Raw genomic sequence first — 24,186 nt, 5'->3', positions numbered from 1 at the left:
CCCACCACGTTTTGCCCGTTCACCTGCTGTCGTCTGACGTCACTGTGTCGTCAGAATCAGCTGGGCGCCGCCGCTTTGCGTCAAGACGCCCGTGTTGGAGGCGCATTCCGCAGCCGTCTGGAACACGTTGTCGTCGTTGATGCTGTTGTTGGTGACTTCGTTGTTGAGGAACGTGTCGCCTTCGGTCACCGTTCCGCCGAGGATCACCGTGTCCACGATGGGACCCGCGGCGGTATAGGTGATCTCGCTCGTGCCGACATCCTGCCCACGCGCGTTGGTCCAGGTGATGTGTGCCACGCCATTGACTGTGACGTTGACGCAGTTTCCGACCTTCTGGGCGACCAGAAATCCGTGGCCTCCGACGATTCCCTTGCCCGATGTGTCACCCAGGCAAGGGACATGCGCCAAGCCCTCGGAACCGAGTTTGATGTTGTTGGACGTCTCTACAGCGCTCGTGGTTCCCTGCAGGAAGAAGGGCTTGCTGTAGTTGACCGTGGCTGTGACATTGTCACAGGTGATCTGGGGAAGCGGTGCCAGAATATGCGCCCGCGCCTCCTTCGCCTGCACGGGCTGGCTCCCGCCGAGCGTGACGAAGACCGCGCTGAAAGCGACGGCAGTTGCGGCGTACTTTGCCCTCTTCATTGCTGAACGAGGGGCCGCCGATGGTTTTCCGACTAGCCTCATGAGTGTGACCCATTCTGTCGGTGATGCGATTCAGCGCATACCGGACAGGCCCAGCATGCGCCGGATGATTTCGCTTACAGGCCATGTTTGCCAAGGTGGCTGGATTTCGCAACGGTTAAATCGGCAAAAGAAAAAAGATCTACCTTTCAGGGATTTCAGCGAGTGCGCCCTGCCTGCACCTCAACTCCCTTTCCTTAACTTGCCTGCATTCGCATATCGCCTTTCACATCAATGTGACTGGTGAATCGATTCCCGTTTCCCGCCACGGGCCACATGCCTGACCGTCAGCCCGTCATGGCGAACAAACGCCACGTGCCGGCTCATGGCAAAGCCAAGCGCAGCACCTCGGCGCAGAGCCTCACTACGGGACGACATCGCCATTCCTCAGGCGCCGCACAGCCGTCAGGAGCCCGTTCCTTCGCACAAAAAATCTTCAATCAGAGCGGCAACAATCTGCGGCTTCCTGAAGTGAACCGCGTGGCCTGCGCCGCTCACCACTATCGCGCGCCCCCTTTCGAGGAGGGCGGCAGCGCGCTCCGTCCATTCCGCGGACGCGAGGGTGTCGCTGGATCCACGGATGACGAGCGTAGGCGCGGAAATCACCGACAAACGCGCCTCAAACGGTCCTTCAGCGTCACTCAGTGCCCGGCGCAGTGCGGACAGGAACCGGAGCGGTCCCGTACGCAGATAGTCCCGAATCACGAGGAACAGCAAAGGCAAAGGCTCACGCGGCGCATCAGCCAACAGGCGCCACAGCTGACGCCAGGCAGATGGCACGTCGGGGTCGGGGGCCGGGCCGGTCAGGACCATGCGTGCGACGAGCTGCGGATTCCGAGCCGCGAACGCTGAAGACACCTGGCAGCCGGCCGAATGCGCCACCAGCACACACTGGCCGATGCCGACGGCGGTGTGCCAGCGCCCCAGCATCGCCGCCAGTTCCTGGACATCCGGCGTGGCGCGGACCGAGGCACGAGGCCGGGCGTTGCCCGGTAGGTCGGGCACCACGACGGTGTGCCCTCTCGCCGCCAGTCGTCGCGCGATGGGAGTGAAATATCTGCCCGACAGACCCAGCCCGTGAATCAAAACGATCACCGGTGCATCTGCGGAGGGAAGGGGCCCGAACCAGCGTGTGTACAGATCCGCGTACCGTCCCTCGCGGGCCGGGGCCTGCACGGCTTGATGACGCTCCCGCAGCCACACCATGAGGGATCCTTTCTGGAACCGCCCTCACCCCCCGCCTCCCCTGCACACGAAGCCTCTCGGACAGGCTCAGCAAGGCAAGTTCCCTGAAGTGTCAGCCAGTCAGATTTCGCCTGGAGACGGGCAGACGTTCGAGCCCTTGCACCGACGTCCAGTTGGACGGCCTCGGATGAGGAACGGTGGCGGGCCTGCTCATACGCCCGCCAGCGGGGCCACGCACGTTGGCACTCGTCACGATGCCTGTCTCAGGCTGCGATGCATAGACGGGACGCAGGGGCGCGTAGGAGCAGATAGAAGCGCTACCGATGCAGTGCACAATCGACGCCACACCCAATTGATTCAGATGGGCCGAAGTGACCCATGGCGGAGAGCGCAGTCAGTTCTCCCCGGCTCTGCTGACGGTGCGGCGTGAGATCCACTGCCATGGCCCGTTGTGCGATCCAACGAGGTTGACTGTGCCTGCTCAGTTCAGGCACCGCAGGTAGTAGGAGATCGTGACGACCACGAGCAGTGGTCCCCACAGCAGCAGTGGTGCGTAACAGGTGTCCATCACGACGAGCGCCGGCCCGGTCGGGGCTCCCTGGGCCCCTCCGAAGCCGCCCGCCCGGGGGATCGTCAACAGCATCACAACGGCCGCGCCGAGCAACGCCGGAATCACCGCCGCCAGTGGCGCGACACGCTTCCCCCCGATCAGCGGGATCCAGCCCGGCACGACCTCGCCCCAGGGCTTGACCAGCCCCAGTGTGAGCAACGTGAGCCCTTCGGTACCCAAACTCATCGCGATGCACATGGCGCTGAACCAGCTGGGGATGTCCCATCCCGTGGTGTTGAACCCCACCGGTATGCCGACCCCCATCGCGATCCGCCAGATCCCGGACGGCGCAGCAGTGAGTGCCGCAAGGTGCGCGACTCGGACCACCCAACGGGCAGGGGGCTTATTCTCGGAGACGGCAGCGGCTGTCGGTGTCCCAAACGTGACCATGGCCCCATGCTGGCTCGCGGTCCGCTCCGCCGAATCACGCGCAAGGTCCAACTCGACTCCCCCGCACGGGGGATGGATACCTTCGGCTTCGACCGGACAGCCGCCGACCCCCGGCGCCCGCGCCAACTGAGTCCAGGGGATCGCCTGCGGACATGGCGCGAGGGCATCCAACGTCGTTGTGTGAAGACTGACTTGGACACCCTCGCAACGGCACTCTACGTCAGGATCGAAGACCAACTTGCCTTTGTAGGTGAGTTTCTACTGCTCGATAAACCCAGGCAAGTTATTGAGAATCGAGACAAGGATGGGACCTTTCAAGTGCTGGAGTGGGGAGGAGGGGTGCAAGGGCTGGAGTCCACGACCGGTTGCCGCGTGCGCTCGTCGTGCACGCCGTGGAAGCGGCCGACGCCGCACTGGGCACCGGCCTGAGCGAGCCGGTACGGGCGGCCCTCCCCGAACTCGCCGACCGAGTTCTGGCATTCGTGCGGCAAGCGCACGACGCCACCGGTCAGCGGCAAAGCGAGGGTGCCCCGCCAACTCCCGCCTAAAGAAGGCGTGTTGCCCTCCGATGCCGAAGAGGCGGCGGGGATATACTCGCGCCACCAGTCGAACGGACTGAGGAACAGCGGGGGGACTGTGGTGAGCGGGCGGAGCCATCTGGTCGAGGTCGAGTTGGACAGCGGTGAGGTCGTGCTGGCCGAGGTCTTGTCGGCAGGGGGTCCGATGTCGCCGACACCGGACGCCTCCGGCTGTCGCAGACGCGCCAGGCACTGAGCGAGGTCGGCCGGTGGGCGCTGGAGAGCGTCCGTGAGTCACTGCCCGAACCGCCCGACCGGATCGACGTCGAATTCGGGGTCAAGCTGGCGGTGAAGACGGGAAAGCTGGTCGCGGTCATCGCCGAGACCGGCGGCGAGGCCAGCGTCACCGTCCGGATGGGCTGGGACCGGGCCACCGAGGGCGGCCTCCGGACGGGAAACTGAGCCCGCCGTGGAGCTGGACCCTCGTCTGATCGAACTCGCGGACAGCCACGCCGTGGCGATATACGTCGACGGAGGGTTCAAGGGCAGCGGATTCGTCCTTGCCCCGGAACTGGTCGTCACCTGCGCCCACGTCGTCGAGAGGGCCGCGGACGAGGTGCTGGTTTGGACGTCCGGTTCCGCTGACCGTACCGGTACCGTGATCGCCCGCCATCCGCCACGGCGTGGCGGCGACGGGTACTACGACAGCCCGGACATCGCCCTGGTCCGTCTGCACGAGCCGCTGGACCGGCAAGGGGTGTGGCTCGCCGAGGAGCCGCCGCAGGCCGGCACGGTCGTCCTGGCCCGCGGCTTCAGCCGATTCACCGCCGAGCCGGACGTGCAGCGGGACTCGCTGTCGCTGACCGTCCGTGGCCCGGCCGGCTCCCTGCTGGGGGTCAAGGACGACCGGATCGAGGCGGGCCTCAGCGGCGCTCTGGTGCTGGACACGATGACCGGCAGGGTGTGCGGCATGGTCAAGGCATCACGCGAACGCCGGGAGGTGCAGGGAGGCTGGATCGTCCCGGCCCACGTCATCGCCGAGCACGCGGCAGCCGCCGGGGGCGGAGCCCGGCACCGGCCGGGCACCGCCTGGTTCGATCTGGCCTCGCGCAGAGCCGAGTTGCACGCCCGGCTGTTCGGTGCGGACCGGCACCCGGCACGCGTTGCGGCTCCCCGGCGGGACCGGCCACCGTCCTGGTGGCTGCAGACCCGCAACGAAGTGGTGCCCTTCATCGCCCGGCCCGAACTGGACGACCTCCTCGACTGGTGCCTGCGGCCGGACGACAGGGGCATGCGTCTGGTCACCGCGCCGGGCGGCTCGGGCAAGACCCGCCTCGCGATGCGGCTGTGCCAGGTGCTCCGCGAGAAGGGCTGGATCGCCGGCTTTCTGCCGGGCGACCCGCACGAAACCAGTCCACGGATATCGGAGGCTGTGGACGCCGGGTACCGGGTGCTGGTGGTGGTCGACTACGCCGAAACGCGCACCGATCCCAACAAGTCGCTGCTGACGGCCCTGGAACAGGAAGAGCCCGGCATGGTGCGCGTGCTGCTGCTCGCCCGGTCGGGCGGCCCGTGGTGGACCAGTCTGAAGAACCGGGACGTCGTGGACGGCGATCCGGTCCGCCTCTCCCCGCTCGGCGAGCGCACCGGACCCGGTCCGGTGCTGTCCGCCGCATGGCAGGCGTTCCACGCCGCCATCATCGGCGGGCCCGCCTCGGCACCTCCGGCCGGGCCAGGAGCCGACGGCCCCGACGACGTACTGAGCCTTCACGCACTGGCCCTGGATGAGGTACTGGCGCGCCGTGACGGAGTCCGCGTCGGGTCGGGGGACCCGCTGGGGCGCGTGCTCGGCCGTGAGCAGCAGTACTGGACCGACCTGGCGCGGGGGCACCAGCCGGCACTGCCCACGCAAGACGCGTCGGTCAGGCGCGTCCTGCTGCTGCCCGCGTTGTTCTCCGCCGTCTCCGCCGAGCAGGCCGAGGCGGCCCTCGGCCGCCTGGAGACGCTGCCGGAGCATGCCTTGGCGAGCGCCGCCGAACTGCTGCACCGGCTCTACCCGCACCCCGGCCTGTACTGGGCACCCCTGCAACCCGACCGGCTCGCCGAGCTGCTGCTGTCCCAGGTGATCGACGACGCCGAAAGCGCCGACGCGTCCGTCGGCCTGCTGACCTCCGTACTCGCCGACTGCACCTTCGAACAGGCCGAGCAGGCCATGACGGTCCTCGACCGCACCCGTGTCGCCCTGCACCGCCGGGGCTCCCACGAGCCGGCCAACTGGCTGATGGAGACAATAGGCACCCTGATCCGCACCCGTCCCCTGGACTTCCTCCCGGCTGCCGCCGGCGTACTGAGCTCGGGAACCCCCGGATGGGACGTGCTCCAGGAGGTACTGGAGAGCGCCGACTATTTCGATGTGCTGCTGCCCCTCCACCAGCGGGTGGCCCGGACGAGGCGGAACTCGGAGGTGGTCCACGAAATCCTCGGCGCGCTGATGCTGCGCTACAAACGCTCTTTCTCCTCTCGGATCTGGTCCCCGAAGGGCAGGGAGACGGCCGCGCAGCTGCTCCAGGCGGTGCGCGAGATCGGAGACCTTTTCGAGGCCCGCGGTGAGCCGGACCATGCTTGGTGGCACGCCCGCACAGCCGTGGCCTTCGCCGCGAAGCTCGCTCGAGCCGATCCCGACGCGTACAGACCCGTCCATGCCGACTGCCTCGACGTCCTCGGCTACCGGCTGGTGGTGCTCGACCGGCGCCGCCCGGCCCTGCGGGTCGCCCGGCGAGCAGCCAAGGCGCGCAGGACCCTGGCGCGGCGCGACCCGGCCCACCGGCCGCTGCTCGTCCAAGCCTTGACGCGCCTGGGCACCGTGTCGGCCACGGCCGGGAAACCGGATTCCGCGCTGCGCGTGACCGAGGAGGCCGCCGAGGTTGCGCTCGACCTGGCCCGCGAGGACGAGCACGGATGGTCGGGGCTGGTCGTCGCGGTCTACAACAACTACGGCCTGCTGCTGAGCGGGGCCGACCGGCAGGCGGAAGCGGCAGAAGCGGCGAAGGTGCTGGCATCCGCCCTCGCCGTTGCCGATTCACAGCACCTGACGCCCGCCGAACGGGACGCCCTGGAACCGTACCGGCTCACGGTCGCACGCCTCCTGGCGCAGGAATCGGTCACGGACTACAGGTTGATGCCCACCACAGCCGTCTACCCGGGGGAGACGGACGACGATCTGCCCTAAGAGCGCCCGGCAGTAGGTGTCATTTCAGGCGCTTGGTGGTTGGGCGGCCGTCCCAGCGGTAGCGCGGGGTCGCACGGCGGATGAGCATACGCAGTGTGACGATCGCGGCGGACAGGTAGAGGTAGAAGTCCACGGCCCGGCTGCGCTTCTCGGTGCAGCGCCGTAGCTTGCCGAAGCCGTTCATCCACGCGTGGCTCCGCTCCACCACCCACCTCTTGCCGGCCTGGACCGTGGCGGGGACGCCCGTGCGGGCGATCTCGCCGGTGAAGCCCAACTCCACGAGCGCGCAACGGGTCTTGTCGCTGTCGTAGCCGCGGTCCAGGTTCACGTTGACTTGATCGGGAAGCCCGCCGACCTGCTCGTCGGCGGCCTTGAGGGTGGGCACGAGCAGTGGGGAGTCGTGGCGGTTGGCCCCAGCCGAGATGATGCCCAGCGGAACGCCGGTGCCCTCGGTGGCCACCGAGCGCTTCAGGCCCTGTTTGCCCCGGTCCACCGGGGAGCGCCCGGCGGCCTCGCCGCCGCAGGGGGCCTTGGTGATGCAGCCGTCAACGGGCAGTTCGTCGAGCTCCAGGCCGATCGTGCGGTCGTACGCCTGAAGGGCGAGTGCGTGGATCTGCTCGGCTATCCCGAGCTGGGCCCAGTACGTGACGCGGCGTCTGATCGTGCGGTCCGAGCAGCCGGGGCCGGCGATGCGCTCGTAGCCGGAGCCGTGTACGAGGGCGGCGATGACGTGATCGAAGACGACACGGTCGGGGACGCGCGGGTTGTGGCAGCCGAGCGGGTGCGTGTCGACGTGCTTGGGCAGTAGCGCCGCGAACTGGTCCACAGCGGTTCGAGCACGCATGGTGGAAGGACAGGCACGAGCCCTCCGGTGATCACTGAGTGTAGAATTCCATGATCGCCTGGGCTCGTGCCTGCTCGGTCTCCGGCGCCCGATAGGCCACCGAGCGCGCCTGCTGCCGGGCGCTTCTATGGCAGCGTGGTGGTGTCGATCGCTTGGATTTGGTTTGAGTCGTGGTCCGAGACGAGCAGGGTCTTTGCGTCGGGGCTGAGAGCGAACTCTCGGGGGAAGGCGCCGGTTTGGATGCGTCCGAGGTTGGCTGGTTTGCCGGTGAGGGCGGCCCGGGTGTCGACCACGGTCAGTCCGGTGGTGGCGCCTGGGGTGTGGAATCGGTTGGTGTCGGCGGTGATGATGCGGCTGCCGCCTCGTACGAAGGTCAGTCCGACGGGGGCGGTGCCGACCTGAACGGAAGTCAGCAGGGCGTGCTGGGGGTCGGTGGTGAGTTTTGCGGCGTCGAAGGCGAGCAGGGCGTTGCTCTTGCGGGCTGTGACCCATACCGTCTTCCCGTCCGGTGAGGGGGCTACCCGTACCGGGTTGCATCCGGCCAGGACGCTGCCACGCAGGGCCTTTTGCGGAGTCGCTTCCAAGGTGGCGAGGTCGATGACGCTGAGCTCGCCGTGCTTGCCGCCTGCTGTCGGTTTCTGGCCCGGGGCGACCTCACTGGTCGCGTACAGCCAGCGTCCGTTGGGGGAGATGGCGGTGCCGACCACGGCTTGGCCCAGGGTCAGGCTGCCGATGAGGGAGCTTTGGCCGAATCCACCGCGAAGTGCCTTGCGCAGGTCGAAGACCTCGATGTCGCCGCGGTGGCCGGTGCCGGTGTCACCGTATTCCTGGCTGACGAAGGCGTAGTGGTCATCGGGTGAGACGGTCACCTCGATCGCGCTGGTCCCGGCCGTGCCGGTGAGCGTTCCCAGCACGGCCCCCGGTGCTCCTGCCGCAGCCTTGGCCGTGTCCACCACGATCGCTCCGCTGCCCGCGGCGATGAGCAGTTCGCGTCCGTCATGGGTGAGGGCGACGCCGGTGGCGCCTTCCTTCCCCACACTGGCGGCCGGAAGCGGAGTCTTGCGTAGGAGCCGGGGCTGGGTGCTGTCTGTGGACAGCACCCCGAGTTCCGTCTTCAACGCGGCGAAGGCGATGTGGCCCGTCCGGGCGTAGGCCAGTCCGAAGGGCCGGGCCGGGACGGTCAGACTCGCGGTGTGGACACCGCCCAGCTGCGACTGCGCTGGTGCGGCCGAGGACTGGCACGAGGGCTCGGATGCGGACGAGGCCGGCGGGAGGGCTGCTGCGGAGAGTGCCGACGAGCTGGTACGGCTACTTGGGGCACTGCCCTTCCCCGCACATGCCGACACGCCCAGTCCCACGGTCAGCGCCAGTGCCAACGACCACAGCCGTTTTCCTGAGAAGTCCATCACGCTTTCCCTTTCTCACCTTGGAAACTACGGCGATGATGAGGGAAGACCTTGTGGATTCTCTGTGGAAAGCAGAGGCCACCACCCGTTCCGAAGGCCCTTCGCCCCGCGACAGGCTATGGCGCTGCACCGAGAAGCGCAGCCGGGCCGTGGACTTCTACCTCTACCTGTCCGCCGCGATCGTCGCACTGCGTATGCTCATCCGCCGTGCGACCCCGCGCTACCGCTGGGACGGCCGCCCAACCACCAAGTGCCTGAAATGATGCCTACTGCCGGGCGCACTTAGAGGTCCTAACAAAGGCGTTGGACGTGTCTGTAGGTGATGAGACATGTAGCGAGTCCGAGGAAGGCTTCATGGATGTCGTCCCGGCGCTCCCATCGGATGCGCAGGCGACGGAAGCCGTGCAGCCAGGCGATGGTTCGTTCGACGACATATCGGAAGACGCCCAGGCCGGAGCCGTGTGGCTCGCCTCGCCGCGCGATCACGGGACGGATGCCGCGCTGCCACAGCAGACGCCGGTACTTGTCGTGGTCGTAGCCACGGTCGGCGAGCAGTGCGTCGGGCCGGTGGCGGGGCCGGCCGACAACCCCGGCGACAGGGGGGATCTTGTCGAGCAGGGGCAGGAGTTGGGTGACGTCGTTGCGGTTGCCGCCGGTCAGCGACACCGCGAGCGGGATGCCTTGGGCGTCGGTGACGACGTGGTGCTTGCTGCCCGGCCGTGCGCGATCGACCGGACTGGGACCGCTTTGGGCCCCTACGGGCCGCCCGCACATGGGAAGAGTCGATCACCGCCCGGGACCAGTCCAGCTTCTTCGCCGACCGCAGCTTCTTCAACAGCAGCACATGCAGCTGGTCCCACACCCCGGCGGCATTCCAGGCGGCCAGCCGCCGCCAGCAGGTCATACCCGAACCAAAGCCCAGCTCCTGCGGCAGGTACTCCCACTGGATGCCGGTGTGCAGCACGAACAGGATCCCGCACAACGCCTGCCGGTCCGGCACCCTCGGCCGCCCCTCAACCAGCTTCGGCCCCGGCTTGGGCAGCAACGGCTCGACCAACGCCCACAGTTCATCCGACACGATCCACGGCCGCGACTGACGTTTCCCCACGACCAGACCAACGAGCAAATAGGCCAGCAGTCACATGATCAACCACTTCTGTTAGGACCTCTTAGCCTCGATTCACCGATCAATGGCCGGTCCAGAGCCCGGACATGAGAACGCGGATGCTCTCTGACCTGGGATGATGGTTCTTCCTACAGTCCCAAGTCCACAGATCGAGAGAACATCCGCGAGATGCAATCTTCCCATGCCGCTTCGGCGGTCTGTGCCGTGTTCGACGATCGGAATCTGGTCGCGGACGCTGGTCTGGTCCCGGTGATGCGTCTTGCCGAGCGGGGACGGCTTTCACAGCTGGTCCGCGCCACGGTACGGATCGACGGCGCGGACAACAGCGGTGGGGCGAACCCGGTTGCGAAGGTGACCTCGCTGGTGGCGGCGATGTGCGCGGGAGCGGACAGCATCGAGGACGCGGACCGGCTGCGGCACGGCGCCATACCGGCGGCGTTCTCGGGGATCCGTGCTCCTTCGACACTGGGCACGTTCCTGCGCTCCTTCACCCACGGCCATGCTCTGCAACTCCACGCGGTGCACCGGAAGTTCCTGCGGAACCTGGCCTTGCACACCCCGCTGCTGCCCGGCGCCGACCAAGTCGCCTTCATCGACGTCGACTCCACCCATAAGCGCGTATTCGGCCCCGCCAAGCAGGGCGCCCAGGTCGGCCGGTTCAAAGGGATACGTACCCTGCACCCGTTGCTGGCCACGATCTGCACCCCGACAGCGCGGCCGGTGATCGCCGCGGTCCGACTGCGGCAGGGCAAGGCGGCCGACTCCCGCGGCGCCGAGCGGCTGGTCACCGAGGCCCTGGCCACCGCTGGCGAGGCCGGCTGCACCGGCATCCGCATCCTGCGGGCCGATTCGCAGTTCTACAACGCCGATGTGGTCGCTGCCTGCCGCCGGGCCGGCGCCCACTTCTCCCTGGCCTGCGGCATGAACCCGTCCATCAAACGGGCCGTCGCCACCATCCCCGACGATGCCTGGCAGCCGATCCGCTATCCCAGGGCCGTCGTCGATCCCGACACCGGCGAGCTGATCTCGGACGCGGAAGTCGCCGAGATCGGCGCCTACACCGCCTTCACCGGCCGGAAGAAAGCCGAGCACGTCACCGCCCGACTGATCGTGCGGCGCGTGCGTGACCTGGCCAAACCTGCCACCGTCGGCGAGCAGGGCGAGCTGTTCCCCACCTGGCGCTACCACCCGTTCTTCACCGACAGCCCCTTCGAAACCCTCCAGGCCGAACAGCAGCACCGCCACCACGCGGTCATCGAGCAGGTCATCGCCGACGGCAAGGCCGGCCCCCTCGCGCACCTGCCCTCCGGACACTTCAACGCCAACGCCGCCTGGCTGACCCTGTGGGCCCTCACCCACAACCTGCTACGAAGCGCCGGAGCACTGGCCTCCGTCTTCCACAGCAAGGCCACCACCGCCACCCTCCGCGCACACCTGATTCACGTTCCCGCCCGCCTGGCACGGTCAGCCCGACGCCTGACGCTGCACCTGCCCGAACAGTGGCGCTGGCGCGACGCGTTCACCGAACTTTTCACTGCCGCCCATGCGCCCCCAACAGCGTGACCGACCCTGTTCATCCGCCCGCGAAGGCCCGACCGAAACCCATGTGGAAAAGCTGGGCAGACCAGCGGGTACCGCATGCCCTCCAACCAGCCACCTCCCCGAGAACACAGAAATGATCACGTCAGAACCGGGCCGGTGAATCGAGGCTTAGAGGTCCTAACAGAAGTGGTTGATCATGTGACTGCTGGCCTATTTGCTCGTTGGTCTGGTCGTGGGGAAACGTCAGTCGCGGCCGTGGATCGTGTCGGATGAACTGTGGGCGTTGGTCGAGCCGTTGCTGCCCAAGCCGGGGCCGAAGCTGGTTGAGGGGCGGCCGAGGGTGCCGGACCGGCAGGCGTTGTGCGGGATCCTGTTCGTGCTGCACACCGGCATCCAGTGGGAGTACCTGCCGCAGGAGCTGGGCTTTGGTTCGGGTATGACCTGCTGGCGGCGGCTGGCCGCCTGGAATGCCGCCGGGGTGTGGGACCAGCTGCATGTGCTGCTGTTGAAGAAGCTGCGGTCGGCGAAGAAGCTGGACTGGTCCCGGGCGGTGATCGACTCTTCCCATGTGCGGGCGGCCCGTAGGGGCCCAAAAGCGGTCCCAGTCCGGTCGATCGCGCACGGCCGGGCAGCAAGCACCACGTCGTCACCGACGCCCAAGGCATCCCGCTCGCGGTGTCGCTGACCGGCGGCAACCGCAACGACGTCACCCAACTCCTGCCCCTGCTCGACAAGATCCCCCCTGTCGCCGGGGTTGTCGGCCGGCCCCGCCACCGGCCCGACGCACTGCTCGCCGACCGTGGCTACGACCACGACAAGTACCGGCGTCTGCTGTGGCAGCGCGGCATCCGTCCCGTGATCGCGCGGCGAGGCGAGCCACACGGCTCCGGCCTGGGCGTCTTCCGATATGTCGTCGAACGAACCATCGCCTGGCTGCACGGCTTCCGTCGCCTGCGCATCCGATGGGAGCGCCGGGACGACCTCCATGAAGCCTTCCTCGGACTCGCTACATGTCTCATCACCTACAGACACGTCCAACGCCTTTGTTAGGACCTCTAAGTGCGCCGGGCGCCGTGATCCGTCTGGCATCGGCTGGATGTACAGCGTGATGAGAAAGCTTCGCTGAAATACGATGGAGCGAACTGGCCTTGGGGGGAGTGCGGGTGGAAACCGACGGCGTGGCCGGACCTGTGCCGGGGCAGCAGGGAGCAGCAGTCGTTTCCGCGCCGGGCAGCCCCACGGCACCGTCACGAACCGGCAGACTCGACGATCAAGTTCCGTTCCTGGTCCGGTTGGAACACCAGGAACGTGTCGCGCTGCTGGAGCTGGGCCGGCCCATGAAGTACAGCCCGCGGTCCGTACTGGTGCATCAGGACGAACCGTCCACCCACGTGGTGGTCATCCTCGCCGGCTGGACCAAGGTCACCCGCTCCACAGCCAATGGTTACGAAGCGCTGCTTGCCCTGCGGGGTCCGGGCGACGTCGTCGGGGAGGCCTCCGCAGTCAGCGGCCGCCCGCGCTCGGCGACGGTTACCGCGCTCGGGAAGGTCGAGGCTGTCACGATCGAGAGTGGTCGATTCCTGGGCCATCTCGCGGATTTCCCGGCCTCGTCCCGCCAACTGCTCAGCCTCATCGGAGACCGGACACAGGCCAGCGACCGGCGACGCGTGGAGCAAGGCGCACTCGGAGTCCGTCAGCGGTTGTCGCTCCTGCTCCTGGAGCTGTCGCGCACACACGGGGTGCAGGACGCGGAGGGAGTGCGCCTGACCAGCGGCCTCAGCCAGCACGAGCTGGCAGGCGCGGTCGGAGCCTCTCGAGAGGCGGTGGCCAGGCTTCTGAAGGAACTGAGGGAACGTGACGTCGTCCGGACCAGCCGCAGGGGACTGGTCATCGTCCACTCGGACCAGCTGCGCCGGATAGCGGGCGGCGAATAGCCGACGGCCGTGCAGCCGGGGCGAGTTGTGTGCCATTGGCTACAGACGCTGTGTGCAGGTGTTCCTTCTCGATTGTCAGACCCTCACGAGATAGTGCTCCGGACCGAGCCCGACCGTCCGAGAGGCACCCATGACCCTGGTCCTGACGGAACCCGTCAACCGCACCATTCTGCTGCTGGACATCGAGGACTTCAGCCGACGGGACGATGTGGTGCAGGCCTGCCTGCGCCGGGAACTGCACAACGTGGTGGAGGACACTCTGGCCGCGGCGGGTGTCGAGCGGAACATGCAGTACCGAGAGGACCGCGGGGACGGTCTGATCGTGCTGGTCAGTGCCGACATCCCGAAAACGGTGCTGCTCAGGTCCCTGTTGACGGTCATCCCGGATGCATTGTCCCAGTACAACCGGCTGGCATCGAGGAGCGCGCAGATGCGGCTGCGGACGGTACTGGCCGCCGGAGAGGTCGCCTTCGACCCGAAGCAGGGCACGGTGGGCGGGCTCGTCGGCCACGACCTCAACCAGTCCTGCCGGCTGCTCGATGCCGACGCCCTGCGCGAAGCGCTCGCGCAGAGGGAAGCGGACTGCGTGCTGGGAGTGTCGTCCCCCGTCTACGAAGGCGTGGTTCGCCACGGACACCGCGGGCTGCGCCCGGAGGAGTTCCACCACGCGGTGGTGTCCGTGAAGAAGGACCGGCTCGACCTGTGGTTGCACGGGCCGCCGCCGGACGGCACCACCACCCCTGTACCGGAGCCGGCGTCTGCCGGGCACGGCGGCAGAGATGCGCACGAGGATGCCGCCGGGCAGCCTCCGGCGGCGACCGCCGCGGCGCCTGCGGGCGGTGGGGCGGCATTCGCCTTCAACGGTGGAACGGTTTCGGTCGGCGGTAGCCAGGTCAACGGCGGTCAGACCGGGGTCAGCGGCGGCCACGTCACGGGCGACGTGATCATGGGCACGGTCCGGCGTGAGGGCCGGAGTGAGCAGACATGAGCGAGCAGTCCGGTGACAAGCCATCGGAACGTCCTCAGGACGATACAGACCCGGCGGACGGCAAGCAGGAGCAGACGAACGATGAGCACACTGAAATGGAGGATGACCGCCCGCAGGACCCCTGGGCGGCTCGGCGTGATCTGTACGAACACGTCCCGGCCGCCGTCGGCGGCAGCCTCGTCGGCGGCGATCAGACCGGGGTCAGCGGGGGCAGCGTAGGAGGCGACGTTGTCCTCGGCACGAAGGTGGAGCACCACTACCGCTTCGGCGCCACCACCCACATCTCCGGAAACATTCCCCCTGCCGAACTCGACCAGCTGGCCCTGGAGTTCGCCGGATACGAGGAACTTGTGCACCCCCTGCGCGACCGGCTGCGGGAGGAGCGGGTTCTCGTGCTGTACGGCGCGCCCTTCACTGGCCGACGCAGCGCCGCCCTGATGCTGCTGCGCTCGCTGGATGCCGTGCCCGTACGCGCCATCGACCCCAACACCCGGCCGACCGCGCTGTTGGACGAGGTCAACGGCGATCAGCACGGCTACCTCGTCAGCGATCTGGTGACCGGCAGGGAGAACCCGCTGCGCGACATCGACCTGTGGGCCGTGCGGGATGTGCTCCGGAAGAAGGGTGCCTATCTGGTCATCACCGTTGACCTGCTCGCGATCCTGCGGGGCGTCGACACCGTCTCGTGGCAACCGCCGTCTCCTCAGGCGGTGCTCCGGTCACATCTGCACGCCCTGGTGGATGACCCTCAAAGGGAGCGCGAGCTGCTGGCGCTCGACCTCTCCCGGGAGTTCCTCGACCGCGACGACCACCAGCTACGGGAGGCGGCGCAGTTCGCGAAGGCCCTGGCCGGGCACGCGGACGGCACGATCACCCGGGAGAAGCTGGCGGACGTCGGCCCGGAGCTGGTCCGTGAGCAAGTCAGGGAATGGTTCGGAGACGACGAGACCCTTCTCCGGGACCGGGCTTTCCTCATCTCCCTGGCGGCGTTCGATGAAGCCGCCTACGCCCTGACCGCGGAACTCAGCGACACCCTGTACGCAGAGTTCCAGAGAACCGAGGACGCCGGGAGGGAGCCCCAGGTCGGCATCTTTGGGACGTCCATCACCAAACGCCTGCGCCTGGCCCGAGCCGTTGAGTACCGCAAGGAGGAGCACACCGAGTGGGGCCCTGTGTTCCAGCGCATGGCCCGATTCCAGGAGCCCAGAGCCTCTGTAGAGGTCCTCCGCGAGGTCTGGACGAGTCACCCCTCCGCGCGGCCTGCTCTGCTCGCCTGGCTCCGGAAGCTTGCACAGGACGGCCGACCGCTGGTACGTACCCGTGCGGCAGTGACGGCCGCGGTACTCGCCCAGACCGACCTGCCGTCGGCGATGGCACTGCTCATCGAGGGCTGGGCGAAGTCGAAGGTGTATCGCGACTGCCTCGTCGCCGCCAACGCCCTCGCGGCGGCGCATGCCATCGGTGCGCCGAACATCCCGCAGATCCTCCGCTCCTGGTGCGACGAAGAAGCCGGACCACGGCTTCGCTGGACAGCCATCCGGGCCTACGCTCTGGTGTGGGATCCCGTTTCCCGCGTCGGATTCCGCGCGGGAATGTCGTAGCTGTGTCGGATACGACATGCGGACGGGATTCATGCCTCCTTCTCTAGTAGTGCTTGGTCAGGTTGGTGCGGGTGTGGGTATGTCGCGGTGGCAGGTGGGGCAGGCGCCGGCCCAGGTTGCGAGGAGTGTCTGCATTTCGCGGATGACTGTGTAGAGGCTCAGGCCGGCGCCGTGTCTTTTGGGGATGTGGCCAGTCGTTGCAGGGTGCAGAAGGCGTGGGCTGCGGAGACGAGGGTGACGTGGTGGTGCCAGCCGTTCCAAGTGCGGCCCTCGAAGTGGGCCAGGCCCAGGGCCTGCTTCATCTCGCGGTAGTCGTGCTCGATCCTCCAGCGGAGCTTGGCCAGCCTCACCAGGGTGGTCAGCGGGAAGTCGGCGGGTAGGTCGGACAACCAGAACTGCACCGGCTCCGGCTCGGTGGTGGGCCATTCGGCCAGCAGCCAGCACTCCGGCAGCTCCGGCCCTTCGGTGGCCTGGCGAATCTCGCGTCCGGCGGGCCGGATCCGCAGGGCCACGAACCGTGAGTACATCCGTTTGAGGCCCAAGCGGCCCCGTCCGGGCCGGGAGCCCTCCCGCCACGACACCGGCCGCGCCGCCTTCCGGCCCACTGCGATCACCAGTTCTTTGACCGACCTGGGCTTGTCCGGGTACTTCGCCACCGGGGGACGTCCGTTCCCCTGGTAGGCCGGTGTCACCGGCACGGCATCGCCCAGGTGAGCCGACAGCGTGGTGGAGATCCCCACGACATAGTTCAGTCCGCGATCGTTAAGGCCGAGCCGGAACGCCGCGCAGTCGCCGTATCCGGCATCCGCGATGGCCAGCGGCACCTCGATTCCCCACGAGCGGGTCTCATCGAGCATGTCCAAGGCCAACTGCCACTTCTCCACATGCCCGACGTCGGCGGGGATGCCGCAGGCGCTACGCCGCGCAGTCTTGTCCGAGTCGGCCTTCGGCGAGGCGGGATCCCAGGTCTCGGGCAGGAACAGCCGCCAGTCCACGGCAGCGGAGGCGTGGTCGGACGCCAGGTGCAGCGAGACCCCGACCTGGCAGTTGGTGACCTTGCCTGCCGTGCCGGTGTACTGCGAAGACACGCATGCCGAGGCAGTCCCGTCTTTGAGGAATCCGGTGTCGTCGAAGATCGCAGCGGTCGGCCGGATGGCGGTTTCCATCTTCCAGGCGAGCTTGGCTCGGACATGGGACGGATCCCACGGGCTTGTGGTGATGAAGTGGGCCAGCGCCTGCCGATTGCCGTCGGCCCCAAGCCGGGCGGCCATGGGCTCCACCGACTTGCGTTTGCCGTCGGTCAGCAATCCCCGCAGGTAGACCTGCCCCCACCAACGCTGCCCATCCCTCGCGAAAGGCTCGAACACCTCAGCCGCGAATTCTTCCAACTCGCCACGAACAGCAGCGATTTCATCTGGCGTCACACTCCATCAACGCACGCAGCGCCAGAAGGACACGCACCACCAAGATCAACCTGACCAAGCACTACTAGTAGTTCCCCTCTTTGTGTACCGGAGCGTCCCGGTCGTCATCAACGCAGACGACCGGGGCATGCCAACGGCGTTCGGCGGTCGATCAAGCCGCCCTGGAGAACGCGAGTTTGGGGTCCGATGAGCACGACAGATCTGGCTACGTCGTTACAGGTGAGTGTCCGGAAGACCGACGAGTCCGTGGTGGAGGATCTGGAGTGGGCGTCCGTGCCACTCGATCTCCTGCGGAAGGCACAGCCGTGGCGGACGTTCCGCTGGCACAAGGGCCAGCAGCACTACTCGGGCACGTACTGGGCGGCGACGGTACGCGACCATGTGATCTACGAGTCGCGGTTGGAACTGGCACGGCTGCTGTTCGCGGACTTCGCCCCGAACGTCCGGCATGTCGTCGCTCAGCCTTTCCTGCTCAAGGCAGAGGTTGAGGGCAAGCTACGGCGGCACATCCCGGACTATCTGCTGTTGACGGATGACGGGCCGGTGGTCGTGGATGTCAAGCCGCGGCATCGGCTGGAGCGGCCCAAAGTCGCGTTCACGTTCGCGTGGACTCGTGCGGCGGTCGCCTCCCGCGGGTGGCGTTACGAGGTCTGGAGTGAACCGGACCTTCATGAGCTGGAGAACATCCGCTTCCTCGCCGGCTACCGCAGGGACTGGTTGTTCGATCCGGGCCTCTTGGACGGCCTGCGGGCCTGTGAGCTGGAGGGACGGTCGCTGCGTGAGGCTTTCCGGCTGCTGCCCGATCGTCCCCGGCCGCTGGTGAAGTCGGCGGTGCTGCACCTGCTGTGGTCTGGGCACGTGACGACGGAGCTGGACCGGCCGCTCAGCTCGGGGCACGTGTTGAGGAGGGCCGCATGAGCGGGGCGGGAACACGGCTTGGTGTCGGCACGCGCTTCAGGCTCGACGGCGAGACGGTCGAGGTCGTGGAGCTCGCGAGCCTGGCTACGGGTATGGAGGTCATCCTCAAGGACGCCCGTGACCGGCTGGCGCGGATGTCGGTACGGGAACTGCTGACCTCGGATCGAGCTGAGGTGATCCCCAAGGACGGGGGTCCGGCCGCCGACGACGTTGAGTTGGCTGCCGTGGTGCTGGGTCGGCTGACCAAGGAGGAACGGAAAGAGGTTCTTGAACGGGCCGAGCACGTCCGGGAGATGCTGACGGGTTACCGCTCGGGATGCGAGGAGTTGGCAAGGCCGGGTGAGCCACGGCCTGAGTACGCTCCCGGCCTGTCGTTGGGGAAGCGCTACGCGGCCAAGGCGGCCGAACTGGGCCTGACCGTGCGGTCGGTGGAGCGGTGGGCACGTGCATTCCTTGAGGGCGGTGAGGTGGGGCTCGCCCCGAAGAAGGCACAGGTGGAGGGTGGGCTGTCTCATGCCGATCCGCGCTGGGTGGAGGTGGCTGAAGAGGTTCTGGGCGAGTACAAGGAAGAGTCCCGGCCCTCCGTGAAGCTCGTGTTGGAGCGGGTGCAGGCCCGGCTGGAGGAGCGTTTCGGGCCGGACGCGGTGCCGCTGCCGAAGCGGACGGCGGGGTATCGGTGGATGCACGAGCTCGAGCGGCGTCATCCGACGTTCCGGTTGAGTACAAAGCGCAACCGGGAGATCGCGGATCGTCCCGACGGTGTCTACGGGAAGCTGCGGCCCACGCGGCCCGGCGAGTACGTGCTGATGGACACCACGCGACTGGATGTCTTCGCCTTCGACCCGGTGACTTTGAAGTGGGTGCAGGCGGAGCTGACGGTCGCGATGGACTGGTACACCCGCTGCATCACCGGCATCCGTGTCACTCCGGTGTCGACGAAGGCCGTTGACGCGGCTGCCGTTCTCTTCCAGACCTACCGGCCCCGGCCCATCCCTGAGTCCTGGCCGAAGGAAGCGGCCTGGCCCGATCACGGGATCCCCCGCGGTGTCCTGGTGGATGCCGAGGCAGTCCATGGTCCCGTCACGGGAGCCGTCGGCCCTGCATTAGCGGCGGAGACGGTCATCGTCGACCACGGCAAGATCTATCTCTCCGCCCACCTGACCAGCGTCTGCCGTCGGTTGGGCATGTCGATCCAGCCGGCCCGACTACGGACGGGCCGGGACAAGGGGCCGGTCGAAAGATTCTTCAGGACCGTGCGGGAAGACCTGCTGCAGGTGCTGCCCGGCTACAAGGGCCCCGACATTCATTCACGGGGGCTCAATCCTGAAAAGGACGCCTTCTTCTTCCTGCACGAACTCGAGGCGATCATCCGCGAGTGGGTGGCGTGTGTGTATCACCGCAGACCGCACAGCGGTCTCGTCGATCCGCACCTGCCGAATGTGGATCTGTCACCGGCCGCGATGTTCGAGCACGGCCTCGCCCGGGCCGGCTACATCGAAGTGCCGCGTGATCCGGATCTCGCCTACGAGTTCCTGGAGGTCACGATGCGGACCGTCCAGCACTACGGCGTCGAGATCAAGGGACGCCGCTACGACGGTCCGGGGCTTGCTGGCCTGAAGGACATGGCCGGATCGGACGTCGAGCTGGCCAAGCGACGGCTCCCGTTCTTCGCCGACCCCGATGACGTCACCCGCATCTACTTCCGCGACGAGGAGCGCAAGTGGCACACGCTGAAGTGGGAACACGCGGCGAGTCTCCAGATGCCGTTGAGCGAGGAAGCGTTGCAGTTCGCCCGGCGCCTGGCCGCGAAGCAGTACACCTACCCCAACGACCGGCTCGCCGTCGCGCTGCTGCTGGAGCGGTGGAATCTCGGGCTCGGCAATTCCTTGGTCGAACGGCGCATGGCCCTGCGACTCTCTCGTGAACAGGCCGCCGTGGATCTGCCCGAGGAAGAAGCCTCCGAGGTCAACGTCTTGCCGTCGGTCGCCCGGGTGCTGTCCCTTCCTGAACAACCCTCGCCTCCGGCTGCCGAGTCCGACGAGGCCGAACTGGGGATGACGACGCCGACGACCTGGAGGAGCTGGACGAGGAAATCGACTTCTACGCCACGGCTTTGAAGGACGTTGATGACGATGAGTAGAACGCCCCGGGCCCTGGCCGAGGAAGCCGATCTGCGTTCCCGCCTGGATCACCTCACGCTGTCCCGGAAGGAGGGCTTCGGCCGCTTTGCCGATGCCCCGCGCCGGATCCGTCCGGATCTGCTGTCTCGTCGGCAGTTGAAGAAGCTGTGTGATGAGGCGCTGACCGAGTACAACCGCGCCCGCCGCAAGTGGCATGCGAACCTCGGCCCGCTGGACACCCCGCAGATGCAGGCCCTGCACGAAGACCTCTGGGACATCTTCGACAGCAACGACCAGGACGGTGACAAGGTCAAGGGCGGGATCGCTCTCGACGCCTTTCCCGGTCTGGGCAAGACCACGGCCGTTCTCGCTTTCGCCCGCAAGCTCCACCGTCGCATCATCAAGGAAGAGGGCCAGTACACCGACGATGGCCATGAACGCTGGCCGGTCTGCCGCGTCGGCCTGACCAGCAACACCGGAATGCGCGATTTCAACCGGGCCATCCTGGAGTACTACGGGCACCCAGGCCGTCACCGCGGCACGACTGCCGAATTCGGCTATCGCGCGCTCGATTCCGTCTTGTCCGCGCAGACGAATCTGCTGATCGTGGACGACCTGCACTTCCTGAAGTGGCGGAACAAGAGCGGGATCGAGGTCAGCAACCACTTCAAATACATTGCCAACGAGTTCCCAGTGACCTTGCTGATGGTCGGCGTCGGCCTGGAGAAGCGGGGTCTGTTCAGCGAGGGAGCAAGCTACGAAGACGCGGTCCTCGCCCAGACCGGACGCCGCACGACGCGACTGGGCCTGGAAGCGTTCGACATCAAGACCGAGAAGGGGCGCCGCGATTGGCGCGACATCCTCCTCGCAATCGAGAAACGCGTCGTCCTTGCGCACAAGCACCCCGGCATGATCGCGGACGAACTGTCCGACTATCTCTTCGCCCGCAGCACCGGGCATATCGGCTCCCTCATGACGCTGGTCAACCGCGGCTGTCAAAGAGCCGTACGCACCGGCGTCGAGCGTCTGGACACGAAACTACTGGACCAGGTGAAGAACGACGCCGCGTCCGAACGGGCCCGCCAGGAATGGCAGGACGCCCTCGAGGCCGGCCGGCTCGTCAGTCGGCCCGGGCAGAAGCAGAAGAAGGTGTCGTGAGCGAACCCCGAACTCTGGCGATCCGCGTCCTCCCGCAGCCCGGCGAGAGCCTGGACAGCTGGCTCGAGGCCCTCGCCCGCCGCTCCTGGACATCGCTGTCCGCACTGCTGGACGCTCTCGGACTGCCGACGGAGGAACGTACTCACTACCTCTTGACGGGGCTGCCTCCGGAGATGTTTCAACGGCTGAAGAAACAGCTGAACCTGCGCGTTAGAGTGCTTGAGCAGTCTGCCGTCCCGCCCGCTCTCTTCGGGCGCCGAGCGCCCCACTGGCGATTCTGTCCGCAATGCCTCAACGAGGGACAAGGGCGCTTCCCGACGCGTTGGTGGCTACCCTGGACCTTCGCCTGCACCAAGCACCAGGTGCTCCTGCACAGACACTGCCCCAGCTGCCACGCCGAACCTCGCGGGTTCCTGCCCAGGTCCGTTCACCTGCACCCGCCCGGGCGCTGCATGCGCCGCACCGGCCTCAGGACAGTCTGCGGAGCCGACCTCGGCGAACTCCCTGCCCTCGCCCTCCCCACGGGCACCCTCTGCTGCAGGCCCAGGATCAGCTCGACTCTCTCCCCGTCCACCAACGGATGGACCCCGACCGAACCTTCTCAAAAGTCGACAAGTGCCTATCACCGTTGATGGAGTCACTGACCGCTACCGACCTGCTCTCCCTGAACGACGCTGCCCGAGATGCCTGGCAGAACACGCTCACCGACGTCACTGACCTCAACACTGGACTCGGAATCTGGCGACTACAGGAGCGACGACGCACCATCCTGACCCCCGACTTCCTGAATCGCGAATACGTGGAAGGCCAGACACCTCTCCACGCGATCGCCAAGAGCCACGGGCTCCCGATCAAGCACGTCATCCAGCACACCAGGGAACTCGGCGTCACCATCTTCCGCGGAAACCGTCCTCGCACCATCGACAACGAGGAATGGCTCCGCGAGCAGTACCTCGACCGGGCCCGAGGCATCGACGACATCGCCCAAGAGATCGGCACCAACGGCAACGTCGTCATCCGCCACCTTGAGGCACTCGGCATCCCCCGGCGCCCGTTCAGCGCACGCAGCCTGACGGCGCTCAACGCGAAGCTGGACGAATCGGTGCCTGCCGACATCCGAGCAGCGGTCGAAGGAACCCTGCACGGCTGGCTCCGCCTCCGCAGGTTCCAGATCAACATGGTCTTCCCCACCCTCACGGCCGCAGCCCAGCACCTCGACGTCATGCCGAGCGCGCTGGCCAGCCAGTTCCACCAACTGGAGCAGGACATCGGCACCCAGCTGTTCCACCGGTCTGTCCGCCACTCGCCTCAGCGGCCCACCGCCCGAGGCACGGCGCTCCTTCAAGACCTCGACAACAGCCAGGTCCGGGCGCTCATGCAAGACGCACTCGGATCTCGCCTAGATCCACTACCAGCTCCCGACGCGGTCGACTTCGCGACAGCAGTCGTCGACGGCGAACGCGCCGCCCTCACGGTTCTGCACCCGCACGCACCGCCCCTCAGCGCTTGAACATCCCCTCGTCCCTGCACCCTCTCCTCGACCACCTGCTGACACAAAGCGACCAGGAAACCTCCTCAGCCCAGATCCACACCGCCACCGGCATTCCGTTCACCACCGTCTATAAGCAGGTCAAGCGCCTGGAAGCAGCCGGCTGGCTCACAAGCCGCCTCGAAACCCGTGCCGAACGGCCAGGCTCCGCACGCCGACGAACGTTCTACTCACTCACCACCGCGGCGCATCAAGCCGCTTCCACGATCACCCGACGTCCCGCGGCGCCGAGGAAAACGACAGCACCGCGGGACGAAACCACCGACACAACGGCAGGACCGCTCTATGAAATCCCAGGTCAGGAGACCTAACGATGGGTCAGATCAGTGAAACCTACATCTGGTGGGCGCCAGGATGCCCGACGAAGCGTTGAACGCGTTGGCGGAAGCCGCTCGTACCGGGGACGACGAGCAGGAGGCGCAGCACATCGCCGAGTCCGCCGCGCTGCTGCTGAGCGACGAATCGGCGCCGGTGCGCAGCCGGCTGCTGCGGGGCCTGTTCCAAATCCTCCGGGATGGGCCTTCCGGCCGCCGACTGGCGCTGCACGCTTTCGTCCTGGCCTGTACGCGCGCCGACAACCGGCTGATGCTGCGGTGGTATACAGCCGCCGCCTCAGCGGGCCCGGCCGAGGACGCGCAGCAGCTATCCCTGCTGTGGCGGACCGCGCTGGGCGATCTGGGGTATACCGCCGATGCGTTGAAGGCGCTGGCCGGCTGGGTTCGTGAGGCGGACGGCGATCCGCAGGCCGAGCGGGAACTGGCGATGCTACTTCCGGCGCTGGTCGGCTCCGACGAGGACCGCAAGCGTCTCGATCACATGCTCTTGACACTGCGCGGTCGCCGCGGGAGTGCGGATGCCCCACCCGCGGTGGCCTCCCGTCTGCGGGGCGTGCTGTGAGGTGCCGCCTCCCGTCTGTGGCCACGGCCGCGAAATTTCGGAACACCACTGAGTGAGGAGAGAGAA

20 protein-coding genes and 3 pseudogenes are annotated in these 24,186 nt (G+C 67.2%); 16 read left to right on the top strand and 7 right to left on the bottom strand.

All coding sequences use genetic code 11. The features are described from left to right. Positions 1-39 precede the first annotated feature (39 nt). From MOV08_RS07670 to MOV08_RS07660, 3 genes are all read right to left on the bottom strand, one after another. Positions 40-642, bottom strand: coding sequence for a hypothetical protein (locus tag MOV08_RS07670; RefSeq protein WP_275306805.1), 603 nt, complete (start codon positions 640-642; stop codon positions 40-42). 444 nt (positions 643-1,086) lie between these two features. Then, on the bottom strand, positions 1,087-1,887 hold the full coding sequence (locus MOV08_RS07665) for an alpha/beta fold hydrolase (RefSeq protein WP_275306804.1): 801 nt from the start codon (positions 1,885-1,887) through the stop codon (positions 1,087-1,089). Between the two features lie 460 nt (positions 1,888-2,347). After that, the gene (locus MOV08_RS07660; protein WP_275306803.1) at positions 2,348-2,866 is read right to left on the bottom strand and encodes a hypothetical protein; all 519 of its coding nucleotides are present in this window, start codon (positions 2,864-2,866) and stop codon (positions 2,348-2,350) included. Between the two features lie 365 nt (positions 2,867-3,231). Between MOV08_RS07660 and MOV08_RS07655 the strand changes: the two genes are divergently transcribed. From MOV08_RS07655 to MOV08_RS07645, 3 genes and pseudogenes are all read left to right on the top strand, one after another. Beyond that, positions 3,232-3,414, top strand: a complete 183-nt coding sequence (locus MOV08_RS07655) for a hypothetical protein (RefSeq protein WP_275306802.1) — start codon at positions 3,232-3,234, stop codon at positions 3,412-3,414. A gap of 162 nt (positions 3,415-3,576) precedes the next feature. Continuing rightward, positions 3,577-3,846, top strand: a pseudogene (locus MOV08_RS07650) (CU044_2847 family protein); the annotation flags it as partial. Positions 3,847-3,853: 7 nt separating this feature from the next. After that, positions 3,854-6,613 carry a S1 family peptidase gene (locus MOV08_RS07645; protein ID WP_275306801.1) on the top strand — a complete coding sequence of 920 codons (2,760 nt, stop codon included), beginning with the start codon at positions 3,854-3,856 and terminating at the stop codon, positions 6,611-6,613. Between the two features lie 19 nt (positions 6,614-6,632). Here the strand turns inward: MOV08_RS07645 and MOV08_RS07640 are convergent. Continuing rightward, positions 6,633-7,474 (bottom strand): annotated as a pseudogene (locus tag MOV08_RS07640) (IS5 family transposase). Between the two features lie 108 nt (positions 7,475-7,582). Then, entirely contained in the window at positions 7,583-8,863 is a 1,281-nt protein-coding gene (locus MOV08_RS07635) for a YncE family protein (protein WP_275306800.1), read from the bottom strand. Positions 8,864-8,976: 113 nt separating this feature from the next. Here MOV08_RS07635 and MOV08_RS07630 point away from each other — a divergent pair. After that, positions 8,977-9,126: pseudogene (locus MOV08_RS07630) on the top strand (IS5/IS1182 family transposase); the annotation flags it as partial. 28 nt (positions 9,127-9,154) lie between these two features. On the opposite strand, the gene MOV08_RS07625 reads toward MOV08_RS07630, so the two are convergent. Beyond that, positions 9,155-9,971, bottom strand: a protein-coding gene (locus MOV08_RS07625) for an IS5 family transposase (protein ID WP_420834112.1) whose coding sequence is annotated in 2 segments (ribosomal slippage) — positions 9,155-9,611 and positions 9,610-9,971 — 819 coding nt in all. Because the reading frame shifts where the segments join, the coding sequence is not laid out codon by codon here. Between the two features lie 186 nt (positions 9,972-10,157). Here MOV08_RS07625 and MOV08_RS07620 point away from each other — a divergent pair. From MOV08_RS07620 to MOV08_RS07600, 5 genes are all read left to right on the top strand, one after another. Next, positions 10,158-11,552 carry an IS1380 family transposase gene (locus MOV08_RS07620; RefSeq protein ID WP_275306799.1) on the top strand — a complete coding sequence of 465 codons (1,395 nt, stop codon included), beginning with the start codon at positions 10,158-10,160 and terminating at the stop codon, positions 11,550-11,552. A gap of 211 nt (positions 11,553-11,763) precedes the next feature. Then, positions 11,764-12,581, top strand: a protein-coding gene (locus MOV08_RS07615) for an IS5 family transposase (RefSeq protein ID WP_420834139.1) whose coding sequence is annotated in 2 segments (ribosomal slippage) — positions 11,764-12,115 and positions 12,115-12,581 — 819 coding nt in all. Because the reading frame shifts where the segments join, the coding sequence is not laid out codon by codon here. Between the two features lie 233 nt (positions 12,582-12,814). Beyond that, positions 12,815-13,465, top strand: a complete 651-nt coding sequence (locus MOV08_RS07610; RefSeq protein ID WP_275311717.1) for a Crp/Fnr family transcriptional regulator — start codon at positions 12,815-12,817, stop codon at positions 13,463-13,465. A 130-nt stretch (positions 13,466-13,595) separates the two neighbouring features. Then, positions 13,596-14,453 carry a hypothetical protein gene (locus tag MOV08_RS07605; RefSeq protein ID WP_275306798.1) on the top strand — a complete coding sequence of 286 codons (858 nt, stop codon included), beginning with the start codon at positions 13,596-13,598 and terminating at the stop codon, positions 14,451-14,453. 95 nt (positions 14,454-14,548) lie between these two features. Beyond that, positions 14,549-16,054: a hypothetical protein gene (locus tag MOV08_RS07600; protein ID WP_275306797.1), complete on the top strand. Its 1,506-nt coding sequence runs from the start codon at positions 14,549-14,551 to the stop codon at positions 16,052-16,054. A gap of 158 nt (positions 16,055-16,212) precedes the next feature. Here MOV08_RS07600 and MOV08_RS07595 read toward each other — a convergent pair whose 3' ends face one another. After that, positions 16,213-17,478 carry an IS701 family transposase gene (locus tag MOV08_RS07595; protein WP_275305717.1) on the bottom strand — a complete coding sequence of 422 codons (1,266 nt, stop codon included), beginning with the start codon at positions 17,476-17,478 and terminating at the stop codon, positions 16,213-16,215. 219 nt (positions 17,479-17,697) lie between these two features. Here MOV08_RS07595 and MOV08_RS07590 point away from each other — a divergent pair, with 219 nt between their 5' ends. Genes MOV08_RS07590 through MOV08_RS07565 form a run of 7 tightly spaced genes read left to right on the top strand, consistent with a single transcriptional unit; the run spans position 17,698 to position 24,120 of the window. Next, complete coding sequence (locus tag MOV08_RS07590) at positions 17,698-18,396, top strand: TnsA-like heteromeric transposase endonuclease subunit (protein WP_275306796.1); 699 nt, start codon at positions 17,698-17,700, stop codon at positions 18,394-18,396. Then, the gene (locus MOV08_RS07585) at positions 18,393-20,513 is read left to right on the top strand and encodes a Mu transposase C-terminal domain-containing protein (RefSeq protein WP_275306795.1); all 2,121 of its coding nucleotides are present in this window, start codon (positions 18,393-18,395) and stop codon (positions 20,511-20,513) included. Before MOV08_RS07590 ends, MOV08_RS07585 begins: the two co-directional genes overlap by 4 nt. Positions 20,514-20,528: 15 nt before the next feature. Further along, positions 20,529-21,674, top strand: a complete 1,146-nt coding sequence (locus tag MOV08_RS07580; RefSeq protein WP_275306794.1) for an AAA family ATPase — start codon at positions 20,529-20,531, stop codon at positions 21,672-21,674. Further along, positions 21,605-22,306: a TniQ family protein gene (locus MOV08_RS44155; protein ID WP_420834138.1), complete on the top strand. Its 702-nt coding sequence runs from the start codon at positions 21,605-21,607 to the stop codon at positions 22,304-22,306. Before MOV08_RS07580 ends, MOV08_RS44155 begins: the two co-directional genes overlap by 70 nt. Beyond that, positions 22,306-23,184, top strand: a complete 879-nt coding sequence (locus tag MOV08_RS07575) for a helix-turn-helix domain-containing protein (protein WP_275306793.1) — start codon at positions 22,306-22,308, stop codon at positions 23,182-23,184. Before MOV08_RS44155 ends, MOV08_RS07575 begins: the two co-directional genes overlap by 1 nt. After that, on the top strand, positions 23,181-23,534 hold the full coding sequence (locus MOV08_RS07570) for a helix-turn-helix domain-containing protein (RefSeq protein ID WP_275306792.1): 354 nt from the start codon (positions 23,181-23,183) through the stop codon (positions 23,532-23,534). Before MOV08_RS07575 ends, MOV08_RS07570 begins: the two co-directional genes overlap by 4 nt. 43 nt (positions 23,535-23,577) lie before the next feature. Continuing rightward, the gene (locus MOV08_RS07565) at positions 23,578-24,120 is read left to right on the top strand and encodes a hypothetical protein (RefSeq protein WP_275306791.1); all 543 of its coding nucleotides are present in this window, start codon (positions 23,578-23,580) and stop codon (positions 24,118-24,120) included. The last annotated feature ends 66 nt before the right edge of the window (positions 24,121-24,186 follow it).

This window comes from Streptomyces yunnanensis (assembly GCF_029011865.1).
GTDB lineage: Bacteria > Actinomycetota > Actinomycetes > Streptomycetales > Streptomycetaceae > Streptomyces > Streptomyces yunnanensis.
Note: the sequence above shows the minus strand (reverse complement) of the source record. Positions and strands in the feature narration are given on the sequence as shown.